This is a genomic window from Streptomyces sp. NPDC048514, from assembly GCF_043199955.1.
Lineage (GTDB): Bacteria > Actinomycetota > Actinomycetes > Streptomycetales > Streptomycetaceae > Streptomyces.
The window spans coordinates 98,046-109,973 of record NZ_JBICWT010000011.1; the positions used below are offsets into that span (position 1 = coordinate 98,046).

Sequence of the window (11,928 nt, forward strand, 5' to 3'; positions counted from 1 at the left end):
CGTGCACCCTACGCGGCCCCTACCCGCCCCGGAGCGCTCTCCTCCGGGGCCCGCTGCGCGGGCACGCCACCGCGACCGCGCCGGACGAACCGCCCCCGCGCGCGTGCCGCCAGATCCCCCAGCCGCCGCAGGAACGAGGTGGGCAGGAACACGGCGTCCGCGGCGATCATCGCCAGCGAGAAGAACGGCAGTCCGAGGACGACCGCGATCGCCGCGTGCTCGGCCATCATCAGCACCAGCAGGACGTTCTTGACCCGCCGGTTGAACAGGGTGAACGGGAAGGCGACCTGCACGATGACCGTCCCGTAGGTCACGAGCATCATGATCGTCCCGCTCGTGGACATCAGCTCGCCGAGCCCGGGCCAGGGCGAGAAGTAGTGCAGGTGGAGCGGGTAGTAGACGGCGGTGCCGTCCTGCCAGCGCGAGCCCTGGACCTTGTACCAGCCGGCCGTGGCGTAGATCAGGCACGCCTCCGCCATGATCACGAACAGGGCGCCGTTGTGCAGGACGTTGGCGACCACGTCCAGCAGCAGCCTCGGGTCGGCGGACTTCGCCCGGCGCTCGACGAGCCCCCACACACCGAGGGCCACCCACACCGTCCACAACAGCGCGGGGATCAGCCAGCCGTTGTCGGACCGCCCGGTCAGCGTCACGATGCCGAGCGCGAGGCCCAGACCCGCCCACAGCGCCGCCCCCACCCGGTCGGCTGGAACCCGTTCGCCACGCGCGCGGGCCGCCTCGTCGGCCGCCCTCCGCCGTGCGTCGAGGGACCACACCTGGCCGCAGCGCGTGAACAACAGGTAGAAGGACATCAGGTGCAGGACGTTGTCGCCGCCGTCCCCCATGAAGACGCTGCGGTTCTGCAGCGACAGCACGCCCACCATGAACAGCACCGACGCGGTACGGGTGCGCCAGCCGAGCAGCAGCCCCACGGCGGCGAGGATCGCCAGGACGTAGAAGCACTCGAACCAGGCCCGCCCGTCCGACCACAGCAGCGCCGAGAACGCGTGGTTGTCGTCGGTCAGGTCCTTGGCGAGCTGCCAGCCCCAGGGACCGGTGGGGCCGTACAGCTCCCGGCGGTGCGGGAACTCGCGCAGCAGGAACAGCAGCCAGGTCCCGGCGAACCCGATCCGGATCACCGCGCTCTGGTACGGCCCGAGAGAGGCCCCGGTGACGCGGGCGATGCCGCGCGAGAGGGCCGGCGCGAGACGGCTCACCGCACACCTCCGGCGGCCTCGTCGGCCGACACGGTCCACCAGGGCAGCAGGCGGTAGACGGGCTTGTCGGACACCCGCTCACGGCTCCACTTCGGCGGCTGCACGTTGGTGGTGCTGGAACGGACCTGCACGCGCCGGATGACGCCCTCCCTGCTGATCGGATCGTCCCGGTAGAGCCGCATCACGACGATCCGGCGCACGTACTGCTCGGCGAGGGCGCCGCGCAGGCCCACGGGGCGGTTGTCGGCGCCGTGCGTGGCGCCGAAGAAGTCCCAGGCCCGGCGCAGTTCGTTCTGCTGGGTGTGGCTGGGCACCGGATTCCCCCTGATCGCGGCACCGTCCTGGGCCGAGAGGTCGGTCCAGCCGGTGGTGCGCACCGCACCGTCCTCGGTCCGTACCTCGGCACGCACCTGCACGGCGATGTTCTGCTGCAGCGGGTTCGGGGCGAACAGCTTCCAGTTCTGTTCGAACTCCGGGTATATCCACTCCTCGATCGCCTTGCCGTGCTGCTTCGTCACCGTGTTCGCGGGCGCGAGGCTGAGGAACACCATCAGCAGATGCACACCGGCGGCGACGGCGACCACCGCGAGCGCCAGCGCGGCGCCGACCTGGTAGCGGGGGGAGAGCGCGGCGACACCGGTACGAGGAGCGGGCGGGGCCGAGCGTGACGGCTCCTGCGCGTCGCAGGGCCGCTCGGTGCACTCGGGAGGAGCAGCGGGTCTCGCGGACCGGGCGGGTCTCGTGGACTCAGGGGGGCCGGCCGACTCGCGCGGCTCGTGGACCTCGCGGGTCTCCCCGCCGGCCTCGCCAGTCCCACCGACCTCACGGGTCTCCCCGTCGCCCTCGCCAGACCCACCGACCTCACGGGTCTCCCGGTCGGCCTCGCCAGTCCCACCGACCTCACAGGTCTCCCGGTCGGCCTCGCCAGTCCCACCGACCTCACGTGTCACACGGGCCCCAGGCAACCCACGCGACCCGGAGGGCTCGGATGCCTCGGCGGGTTCACGCGGCTCCGGTGACTCCGACGGATCCGACGGATCCGACGGATCCGACGGATCCGACGGGTCCGACGGCTCACGCGGTTCGGGCGGCCTGGGCGGCTCCAAGGGCTCGGCGGCACCCCGGCCCCGCCGGGCACCCGAGTCCTCGTCATACGCATCCATCGCGCCCCGTCCCCCGTTTCGGGTCATTCGTTCAGCTGATCGCTTCGGCTGAGTGGGTCAGCTCGGTGGGCGGCCCCTGCCACAGACGCCGCACGATGCACGAGCGCCGCACCGGCGCTCGCACGGAACGGTACTCAGCCGGGGCCACCACGCGCAGCCCCGGGTACGGGCCGACGGCCGTGGTCCTCGCCACCATGGGCCCCCGGCACCGGTCCGCGTCGCTCCGTCGAGCGGTCCCGGCCGGTCCTCTGCGACACGTTGTCCACAGGTGGCCCGCGGAGTTTTCCACAGCGGTTGACACCCTCCGGCGGCCCGGCACACCATTGATACCGCACGGACCGAACGATCGGTCGGGACAGATCCACCGCAGAGCCCGAGGTCAGGGGGACCGCATGGCCACAGCAGCCGCGCAGCGCACGACCGGCACACCGGCGGACGGCACGCCGGACACCGTCGACACGACGGCCTACCAGCACGCCTTCGACGCGGCCGTGGCCGCCGACGAGCGGATCGAACCGCGCGACTGGATGCCCGACGCCTACCGCGCGACCCTGGTCCGGCAGATCGCCCAGCACGCGCACTCCGAGATCATCGGCATGCAGCCCGAGGCCAACTGGATCACCCGCGCGCCCTCCTTGCGCCGCAAGGCGATCCTGATGGCCAAGGTCCAGGACGAGGCCGGCCACGGCCTGTACCTGTACAGCGCGGCCGAGACCCTCGGCGCCAGCCGCGACGAGCTGCTGGACAAGCTGCACACCGGCCGCCAGAAGTACTCCTCGATCTTCAACTACCCGACCCTGACCTGGGCCGACGTCGGCGCGATCGGCTGGCTGGTGGACGGCGCCGCGATCACCAACCAGGTCCCCCTGTGCCGCTGCTCCTACGGCCCGTACGCACGCGCCATGGTGCGGGTCTGCAAGGAGGAGTCCTTCCACCAGCGCCAGGGTTACGAGCTGCTGCTGGCCCTCAGCAAGGGCACTCCGGAGCAGCACGCGATGGCCCAGGACGCGGTGAACCGCTGGTGGTGGCCGTCGCTGATGATGTTCGGCCCGCCCGACGACGCCTCCCAGCACTCCGCGCAGTCCATGGAGTGGAAGATCAAGCGGCACTCGAACGACGAGCTGCGCCAGCGCTTCGTCGACATCTGCGTCCCGCAGGCCGAGTCCCTGGGTCTCACCCTGCCGGACCCGGAGCTGAGGTGGAACGAGGAGCGCGGCCGGCACGACTTCGGCCCGATCGACTGGACCGAGTTCCAGGACGTCCTCAAGGGCAACGGCCCGTGCAACGAACAGCGCATCACCCAGCGCAAGCGCGCCCACGACGAGGGCGCATGGGTACGGGAAGCGGCCGCGGCCTACGCGGCCAAGCACACCGGCACCACCGGTGGGACGGGAGCGGAGCGAGCATGAGCACCACCGACTGGCCTCTGTGGGAGGTCTTCGTCCGCTCCAGGCGGGGGCTGTCTCACACCCATGCCGGCAGCCTGCACGCACCCGACGCCGAGCTGGCCCTGCGCAATGCCCGCGACCTCTACACGCGGCGCGGTGAGGGCGTCTCGATCTGGGTCGTTCCGGCCACCGCGATCACCGCCTCCTCGCCGGACGAGAAGGACCCGTTCTTCGAACCGGCAGCCGACAAGCCCTACCGGCATCCGACCTTCTACGAGATCCCGGAAGGGGTGAAGCACCTGTGACCGCCACCGTCCCGGCGGCCGCCGCGCTCGCCCTCGGCGACGACGCCCTGGTGCTCTCCCACCGCCTCGGGGAGTGGGCCGGCCACGCGCCCGTCCTGGAGGAAGAGGTCGCTCTCGCCAACATCGCCCTCGACCTGCTCGGCCAGGCCCGGGTGCTGCTGTCGATGGCCGGCGACGAGGACGAGCTGGCCTACCTGCGCGAGGAACGCGCCTTCCGCAACCTCCAGCTGGTCGAGCAGCCGAACGGCGACTTCGCCCACACCATCGCCCGGCAGCTGTACTTCTCCACCTACCAGCACCTCCTGCACACCGCTCTGGCCGCGGCGGACGGCCCGTTCGCCCCGCTCGCCGCCAAGGCGGTCAAGGAGGTCGCCTACCACCGCGACCACGCCGAGCAGTGGACGCTGCGGCTCGGCGACGGCACCGAGACCAGTCACCAGCGGATGGGCCGGGCCTGCGACGAGCTGTGGCGGTTCACCGGCGAGATGTTCCAGCCGGTGGAGGGCCTCGACGTCGACTGGGCGCTCCTGGAGGAGCGTTGGCTGGAGTCCGTCCGGGACGTCCTCGGGCGTGCCACCCTCACCCTCCCCGAGGGGCCGCGCACCGGGGCCTGGTCAGCGGGCGCCGGCCGGCAGGGCCTGCACACCGAGCCGTTCGGGCGGATGATCGCCGAGATGCAGCACCTGCACCGCAGTCATCCGGGGGCGTCGTGGTGACGGCCACCGCCCTCGAGGCGCAGCTGCTGGAGCTGGCGGGCTCGGTTCCGGACCCCGAACTGCCGGTGCTCACCCTCCGGGAGCTGGGCGTGGTGCGCGCGGTGCGGATGGACGGTCCGGACACCGTCGAGGTCGAGCTGACGCCGACCTACACCGGCTGCCCGGCCATCGAGGCGATGAGCGTCGACATCGAACAGGTGCTGCGCGCCCACGGTATGCGACACGTCACCGTCCGCACCGTGCTCGCCCCCGCCTGGTCCACCGACGACATCACACCCGAAGGGCGCCGCAAACTCCAGGAGTTCGGTATCGCTCCCCCGCGCGTGCAGCAGACCTCCGGCCCGGTCGAGCTGGCCCTCGGCCCGACCCGGACACAGGACACGGAGGCCGAGCCGGTGCGCTGCCCGCACTGCGGCTCCGCCGACACCGAGCTGCTGAGCCGGTTCTCCTCCACCGCCTGCAAGGCGCTGCGCCGCTGCCTCGTCTGCCGTGAACCGTTCGACCACTTCAAGGAGTTGTGATGGCGCGCTTCCACCCCCTCCCGGTGGCCGCGGTCGACCGGCTCACCGACGACTCCGTCGCCCTCACCCTCACCGTCCCGCCCGAGCTGCGCGCCCAGTACCGGCACACGGCCGGCCAGCACCTCACGCTGCGCCGCCGGGCCGACGGCACGGACATCCGGCGTACGTACTCGATCTGCTCCCAGGCCCCGGACCCGGACGGCGAGGGACCGGGCGTCCTGCGGGTGGGGGTACGGCTGCTCGAGGGCGGGGCCTTCTCCACATACGCGCTGAAAGAGATCAACGTCGGCGACGAACTGGAGGTGATGACCCCGGCCGGCCGCTTCACCCTGGAACCGGCGCCGGGGTTGTACGCGGCGGTCGTCGGCGGCAGCGGCATCACCCCGGTGCTGTCCATCGTCTCGACGCTGCTGGCGCGCGAGCCCGCGGCCCGGTTCTGCCTGATACGCAGCGACCGCACGGCCGCCTCGACGATGTTCCTGGAGGAGGTCGCCGACCTGAAGGACCGCTACCCGGAGCGGCTTCAGCTGGTGACCGTGCTCTCCCGGGAGGAGCAACAGGCCGGTTTGCCCTCCGGCCGGCTCGACCGGGAGCGGCTCGCGGGGCTGCTGCCCGCGCTGCTGCCGGTGGACCGGGTGGCGGGGTGGTTCCTGTGTGGACCGTACGGGCTGGTGCAGGGCGCGGAGAAGGCGCTGCGCCAACTGGGCGTGGACCGCACCCGGATCCATCAGGAGATCTTCCACGTGGAGGCGGGCCCGGCGCCGGCAGCCGTCGTCCCGGCACCCGCGCACAGCTCGGTCACCGCCCGGCTCGACGGACGCGGCGGCACCTGGCCGGTGCGCGAGGGGGAGTCGCTGCTGGAGACCGTCCTGCGCAACCGGGCCGATGCTCCCTACGCCTGCAAGGGCGGAGTCTGCGGTACCTGTCGGGCCTTCCTGGTCTCGGGCGAGGTCCGCATGGACCGCAACTTCGCGCTGGAGGCGGAGGAGACGGAGGCCGGATATGTACTGGCCTGCCAGTCGCATCCGGTGACCGAGAAGGTGGAGCTGGACTTCGACCGCTGACGCACCGTTCCCTTCTGCTAGAACGTGTTCTATCTTGACGCCCCGTCAGGCGAACTGCCGGACCAACCGGCAGTCGACCGGATCCGCCGGGAGGACAGGTCGTGGACTTCACCTTCACCGAGGAGCAACTCGCGGCGGCCGAGGCGGCACGGGGGGTGTTCGCCGGCGTCGCACCGGACGCGGTGCCGAGCCCGGCGCTGACCCCGGGTGCCGTGGCCGAGGGCTTCGACCGGGAGCTGTGGTCCCGGCTCGCCGGCGCCGACCTGCTGAGCCTGCTGCTGGACGAGGCGTACGGCGGGGCGGGCCTCGACGCGATCGCGTTGTGCCTGGTGCTCCGCGCGTCCGCCGAGGTTCTCGCGCGAGTGCCGCTGCTGGAGCACAGCGCCGCCGCGGCGGCCGTACAGGCCTACGGCGGGGCCGATTCGGCGAAGCGGCTGCTGGAGCGGGCCGGCCGCGGGGAACTGGTGCTGACCGTCGCGGCGAACGGACGCACCGGCCACGACGCGGCCGAACTGGCCGTCACCGCACGCCGGGAAGGCCCGGACTGGGTGCTGGACGGTGTCCAGACGGCGGTGCCGTGGGCGCACGACGCGGACCTGGTCGCCGTACCCGCCCATGTCGGGGACGCGGGCGCCGACCGGACCGTGCTCGCGCTCGTGCCGCGCGGGCACGACGGTGTGGTCCTGGCCGGGCAGGTGTCCACCAGCGGGGAACGGCTGGCCGAACTGCGGCTGTCGTCCGTGCGGATCGACGCGGCGGAGGTCATCGAGGCCGACGGCGCGTGGGAGTGGCTGCACGCGCTGCTCGTGACCGGCACCTGTGCGCTGGCGCTCGGCCTGGGCGAGCGGGTACTGCGGATGACCAGTGACTACACCGGGAAACGGGAGCAGTTCGGATATCCGATCGCGACCTTCCAGGCGGTGGCCGTGCAGTCGGCGGACCGGTACATCGACCTGCGTGCCATGGAGGCCACCCTGTGGCAGGCCGCGTGGCGGATCTCCTCGGGGGCGTCCGGGGCGCTGCCCCCCGCCGGTGATGTCGCGGTGGCGAAGATCTGGGCGGCTGAGGGCGTGCGGCGGGTGGTCCAGACGGCCCAGCACCTGCACGGCGGGTTCGGCGCCGACACCGACTACTCACTGCACCGGTATCACGCCTGGGCCAAGCACCTGGAGCTGGCGCTCGGCCCGGCGTCGGCGTACGAGGAGAAGCTCGGCGACCTGCTCGCGGCGCACCCTCTCGGCTGAGGCGCGCACACCCACCCGAGACCCACCCTCGGTCGAGGCGCAGGCTCACCTGGGGCCCATCCCTCGATCCAGACGGGTCGGCTCGGCTGAGGCCCATCCCGCACCTGCGGCGGATCCGCTGCGGCCGGGGCCGGGTCCGCTCCGCCGTGGCGGGTCCGCTCCGGCCGGCTACAGCACGAAGCCCGGCTTGCCGTCCTCCGTGACCACCGGGCGGCCCGCGGCCTGCCAGACCTGCATGCCGCCGTCGATGTTGACCGCGTCGATACCCTGCTGGACCAGGTACATGGTGACCTGGGCCGAGCGGCCGCCCGAGCGGCAGATCACGTGCACACGGCCGTCCTGCGGAGCGGCCTCGGTCAGCTCGCCGTAGCGGGCCACGAACTCGCTGATGGGGATGTGCAGCGCTCCCTCGGCATGGCCCGCCTGCCACTCGTCGTCCTCCCGGACGTCCAGCAGGAAGTCGCCGTCCTTGAGGTCGGTGACCTCGGCCGTGGGCACACCAGCTCCGAAATTCATGGCTCCGACGCTACCCGAAACGGAGGGCGGCTCAGCCCTGCCCCAGGAGGTCCGCCAGTTCGGCCTCGCGTCCGGCGATGTCGGCGCGCAGCCTGCCGGCGATCTCGTCGAGCAGCCCGTCGGGATCGTCGGGGGCGAGGCGGAGCATGCCGGCGATGGCGCCCTCCTCCAGCTCGCGGGCTACCAGAGTGAGCAGTTCCTTGCGCCGGGAGAGCCATTCGAGGCGGTCGTACAGCTCCTCGGCAGGGCTCGGGCGGCGCTCGGGCGGCACCGGGCCGGCCGCCCACTCCTCGGCCAGCTCCTCGAGCAGGGCCTCGTCGCCACGGGCGTAGGCGGCGTTCACGCGGGTGATGAACTCCTCGCGCCGCTTCCGCTCCTCATCCTCCTGCGCCAGGTCGGGGTGTGCCTTGCGGGCGAGGTTGCGGAAGAGCTTGCGGGCCTCCTCGCTGGGCCGCACCCGCTGCGGGGGCCGTACCGCCTGGTCGGTGAGCATGGCGGCGGCCTCCGGGGACAGGCCCTCGCCGTCCATCCAGCCGTGCAGCAGGTCCTCTACTCCGGGGATCGGCAGCACCCGGGCGCGAGCCTCCTCGGCCCGCCGGATGTCCTCGGCGTCACCGCTGCGGGCCGCCTTCGCCTCGGCGATCTCGGCATCCAGCTCCTCGATGCGCAGGTAGAGGGGGCCGAGTCGCTGTTCGTGCAGCCGGGAGAAGTTCTCGATCTCGACGCGGAAGGTCTCCACCGCGATCTCGTACTCGATCAACGCCTGTTCGGCGGCCCGAACGGCCTGTTCGAGCCGTTCCTCGGGCCGCGGTGCCTGGGACTGGTCGGCTTCCGGGGTCGTCACGCGACCAGCGTAGGCCACGGCCGGAACCGGCCGACCGCACCGGCCGAACACACCGGTCGGTCCGGAGGCACCGATCGTCTCTCTACGCAGGTCGGTCCGGAGACATCGGTCGTCTTTCTACACACGTCGGTCCGGAGACATCGGTCGTCTCTCTACGCACGTGTGGTCCGGAGGCACCGGTCGTCCGCAGTTGCACCGTCGATCCGGGGACACCGGCAGGGCTGGATTCGGCGGCAGGACCGGATCCACCGGCCAACCGGTCCGGCCCCACCGGCAGGACCGGCTTCAGCGGGCGGGTCCGGCCTCCGGGCAGTCGGCCGGGACCCACTGGGCGGCCAGGTCGCGGCAGGCGACGACGAGGGTGCCGGGCAGACAGGCCAGCTCGTGGGTGCAGCCGGCCGGGTGCGGAAGGATCTCGTCGAGCAGTACGGCGCCGAGGGAGGCGGGATCGCAGGCGTCCAGGACATCCGTCTGGAAACGGGAGACGCCCGAGTAGCGGATGATCAGATCCTCGTCGTGCCGGGCGCAGTCGTGCCGGAACCGGATCTCGAGAGCGTCGTCGGCGCCGTGGCTGACCTCGACCGGTGTGAGGTCCTTCACGCAGCGCCTGCCGCCGAAGTCGTAGTGCGCCGGGTCGGTCGCGAACGCGCGCGCCCCGGGCGGCAGACCCTCCGCGAGTCCGGGCAGCCGGTCGAGATAGGGCCGCGGGTCGAGAAGCACCGGATCCCCGCCCCGGCCAGCGCTCACCTCTTCCTCACCCCGGCCGCCGCTCACCTCTTCCTCACCCCGGCCGCCGCTCGTCTCTTCCTCGCCCCGGCCGCCGCTCACCTCTACGTACTTCACCTCGGCCTCCTCGCCGCACCGCGGCCGGCACCCTCGCCGTCCCCTCTCGTATTCCCGGCCTCATGCCCCCGGCCTCTTATCCCCGGCCTCATGCCCCCGGCTCGGTCCTCACACCCCGGCCTCGGCCGCTATCCGGCCCGCCCGCACGCCCGCGACCAGCTCCGCGTGGTCCGCCTCGGTGCGGTCGGCGTAGGCGACGGCGAAGGCGGCCATCGCCTCGTCCAGTTCCTCGTTCTTGCCGCAGTAGCCGGCGATCAGCCGCGGGTCGGCGCTGTGCGCGTGGGCACGGGCCAGCAGGGCGCCGGTCATCCGGCCGTAGTCGTCGACGTGGTCGGCGGCGAGGGCGGCCGGGTCGACGCTGCCCTTGCGGTTGCGGAACTGGCGCACCTGGAAGGGGCGCCCGTCGACCGTGGTCCAGCCCAGCAGGATGTCGCTGACCACCTGCATCCGCTTCTGCCCGAGAACCACCCGGCGGCCCTCGTGCTCCGTGGGCGGCGCTTCGAACCCGGCCGTGCGCAGGTGCGGGACCAGCGCCGAGGCGCGGGCCTCCTTCACCTGGAGCACCAGCGGCTGCTCGCGGTGGTCGAGGAGCAGCACGACGTAGGACCGGGTGCCGACGCTGCCGGTGCCGACCACACGGAAGGCCACGTCGTGCACCGCGTGCCGGGCGAGGAGGGGGTGCCGGTCCTCGCCCAGGGTGCCCACGTACGCCTCCAGGGAAGCTGCGACCGCGGCGGCCTCGGCGTCCGGGACCCTGCGCAGCACCGGCGGGGCGTCCACGAACCGGCGCCCGCCGTCGGCGGCCGTCTCGGTCGCCTTCGCGGCGAACCGTCCGCTGGTGTTGGCGCGGGCCTTCTCGGAGACCCGCTGCAGGGTGCCGAGCAGATCATGGGCGTCGGTGTGGGAGACCAGCTCCTCGTCGGCGATGGCGTTCCACGCGTCCAGCACGGGCAGCTTGGCCAGCAGGCGCATGGTGCGCCGGTAGGCACCGACCGTGTCCCGGGCCGCCGCACGGCAGGTGTCCTCGTCGGCGCCCGCCTCCCGCCCGGCGAGCACCAGGGAGGCCGCGAGCCGCTTCAGGTCCCACTCCCAGGGGCCGTGCACGGTCTCGTCGAAGTCGTTGAGGTCGATGACCAGGTCACCGCGGGCGTCGCCGTACACGCCGAAGTTGGCGGCGTGCGCGTCACCGCATATCTGGGTGCCGATCCCGGTCATGGGGGTGCGCGCCAGGTCATAGGCCATGAGCGCGGCCGACCCGCGCAGGAAGGCGAAGGGCGTGGCCGCCATCCGGCCGACCCTGATCGGCGTCAGCTCGGGTATGCGGCCGGCGTTCGACTCCTCGACCGCGCTCACCGCGTCGGGACGGCCGGCGTCCAGGTCCAGGGCACGGTGCGCGTCACGCGGGACGCTCGCGCGGAGCGCCTTGCCCTCCGCCTTGGGGGAGCCCTGCGCCGGCCACCGGGCGAACCCGCGCATCCGGGGCAGCCGCCGTACCTCCTGGCCGACGGTGTCCACCGCTCCCCCACCGGTTCCGGTCACCACGCCCGCCTTCCCCTGGACACCGCTCTCACCCGACTGGTGCGTCGGGACGCCAACTCGCGAAGACGGTACAGCGGGTGGCTGAATCACGGCATCGCGGCATCCCTCCTGTGACCCGGGCGGCCAAGCCTTCGAGTGCCCCGCGAAGCGCCACCTTCCGAGCCGGATCACTTCCGCTTGGCCCCTCATGGCCACTGATGGAGATCGTTTTCGGCCACATCACGGCCTGTGGAGAACGCGAAGCCGCCCAGGTTCTGCGCCATGAGTGAGAAGCAAGTAACCGATATGCAGAGGGCATTGACCAAAGACTGAACAATATCTTTACATAACTTCGCCGTCGGGACACTAGATCGCTTCACGTCAGAATCGTCGTAGCAACTTGATCACGGCCGTCCGCACCGTGCCTATGGTGAGTGCCGCGATGCGGACGCCGACCAACGTCCCTCGTCGCGACCGTTCGACCAGCGACCGGGGGGCACCGTCGCTACAGGGGGAAAGATTTCTGTCATGCCGTGGTGCGGCCACACCCGGCTGTCCAGGCACATCGACCTGCCTTCAGTGCCCTCGC

At 72.1% G+C, this 11,928-nt stretch carries 12 protein-coding genes; 6 read left to right on the plus strand and 6 right to left on the minus strand.

Annotated features, from left to right (window positions below; genetic code table 11):
• Positions 1-8: 8 nt before the first annotated feature.
• Positions 9-1,217 (minus strand): HTTM domain-containing protein, encoded by a 1,209-nt coding sequence (locus ACGFT2_RS24535; RefSeq protein WP_393281791.1) that lies wholly within the window; start codon positions 1,215-1,217, stop codon positions 9-11.
• Positions 1,214-2,167 carry a DUF5819 family protein gene (locus tag ACGFT2_RS24540; protein ID WP_393281792.1) on the minus strand — a complete coding sequence of 318 codons (954 nt, stop codon included), beginning with the start codon at positions 2,165-2,167 and terminating at the stop codon, positions 1,214-1,216. Before ACGFT2_RS24540 ends, ACGFT2_RS24535 begins: the two co-directional genes overlap by 4 nt.
• 605 nt (positions 2,168-2,772) lie before the next feature.
• Here ACGFT2_RS24540 and paaA point away from each other — a divergent pair.
• The 6 genes from paaA to ACGFT2_RS24570 all read left to right on the plus strand — a co-directional run bounded on the left by paaA (position 2,773) and on the right by ACGFT2_RS24570 (position 7,618).
• Positions 2,773-3,789 (plus strand): 1,2-phenylacetyl-CoA epoxidase subunit PaaA, encoded by a 1,017-nt coding sequence (gene paaA / locus ACGFT2_RS24545; protein ID WP_393281793.1) that lies wholly within the window; start codon positions 2,773-2,775, stop codon positions 3,787-3,789.
• A complete protein-coding gene (paaB, locus tag ACGFT2_RS24550) occupies positions 3,786-4,073 on the plus strand; it encodes a 1,2-phenylacetyl-CoA epoxidase subunit PaaB (RefSeq protein WP_190016117.1) in 288 nt (95 codons plus the stop codon). Before paaA ends, paaB begins: the two co-directional genes overlap by 4 nt.
• The gene (gene paaC, locus ACGFT2_RS24555) at positions 4,070-4,789 is read left to right on the plus strand and encodes a 1,2-phenylacetyl-CoA epoxidase subunit PaaC (RefSeq protein ID WP_393281794.1); all 720 of its coding nucleotides are present in this window, start codon (positions 4,070-4,072) and stop codon (positions 4,787-4,789) included. Before paaB ends, paaC begins: the two co-directional genes overlap by 4 nt.
• Positions 4,783-5,310, plus strand: a complete 528-nt coding sequence (gene paaD / locus ACGFT2_RS24560; protein ID WP_393281796.1) for a 1,2-phenylacetyl-CoA epoxidase subunit PaaD — start codon at positions 4,783-4,785, stop codon at positions 5,308-5,310. The genes paaC and paaD overlap by 7 nt, the downstream gene beginning before the upstream one ends.
• Entirely contained in the window at positions 5,310-6,374 is a 1,065-nt protein-coding gene (locus ACGFT2_RS24565) for a 2Fe-2S iron-sulfur cluster-binding protein (protein ID WP_393281797.1), read from the plus strand. The genes paaD and ACGFT2_RS24565 overlap by 1 nt, the downstream gene beginning before the upstream one ends.
• Before the next feature lie 101 nt (positions 6,375-6,475).
• Positions 6,476-7,618, plus strand: coding sequence for an acyl-CoA dehydrogenase family protein (locus tag ACGFT2_RS24570; RefSeq protein WP_393281799.1), 1,143 nt, complete (start codon positions 6,476-6,478; stop codon positions 7,616-7,618).
• A gap of 168 nt (positions 7,619-7,786) precedes the next feature.
• Here ACGFT2_RS24570 and ACGFT2_RS24575 read toward each other — a convergent pair whose 3' ends face one another.
• From ACGFT2_RS24575 to ACGFT2_RS24590, 4 genes are all read right to left on the minus strand, one after another.
• Positions 7,787-8,116, minus strand: a complete 330-nt coding sequence (locus ACGFT2_RS24575) for a rhodanese-like domain-containing protein (RefSeq protein ID WP_393282196.1) — start codon at positions 8,114-8,116, stop codon at positions 7,787-7,789.
• A gap of 49 nt (positions 8,117-8,165) precedes the next feature.
• Entirely contained in the window at positions 8,166-8,978 is an 813-nt protein-coding gene (locus tag ACGFT2_RS24580) for a hypothetical protein (RefSeq protein WP_393281800.1), read from the minus strand.
• Positions 8,979-9,263: 285 nt separating this feature from the next.
• Positions 9,264-9,821, minus strand: a complete 558-nt coding sequence (locus ACGFT2_RS24585) for a hypothetical protein (RefSeq protein ID WP_393281802.1) — start codon at positions 9,819-9,821, stop codon at positions 9,264-9,266.
• Between the two features lie 108 nt (positions 9,822-9,929).
• Positions 9,930-11,360: a DUF2252 domain-containing protein gene (locus tag ACGFT2_RS24590; protein WP_393282198.1), complete on the minus strand. Its 1,431-nt coding sequence runs from the start codon at positions 11,358-11,360 to the stop codon at positions 9,930-9,932.
• Positions 11,361-11,928: the final 568 nt, after the last annotated feature.

What these genes read in the sequence shown, in the direction of transcription:
- ACGFT2_RS24565 (WP_393281797.1), top strand. Translation starts at nt 5,310, where the DNA reads ATGGCGCGCTTCCACCCCCTCCCGGTGGCCGCGGTCGACCGGCTCACC.
- paaB (WP_190016117.1), top strand. Translation starts at nt 3,786, where the DNA reads ATGAGCACCACCGACTGGCCTCTGTGGGAGGTCTTCGTCCGCTCCAGG.
- paaA (WP_393281793.1), top strand. Translation starts at nt 2,773, where the DNA reads ATGGCCACAGCAGCCGCGCAGCGCACGACCGGCACACCGGCGGACGGC.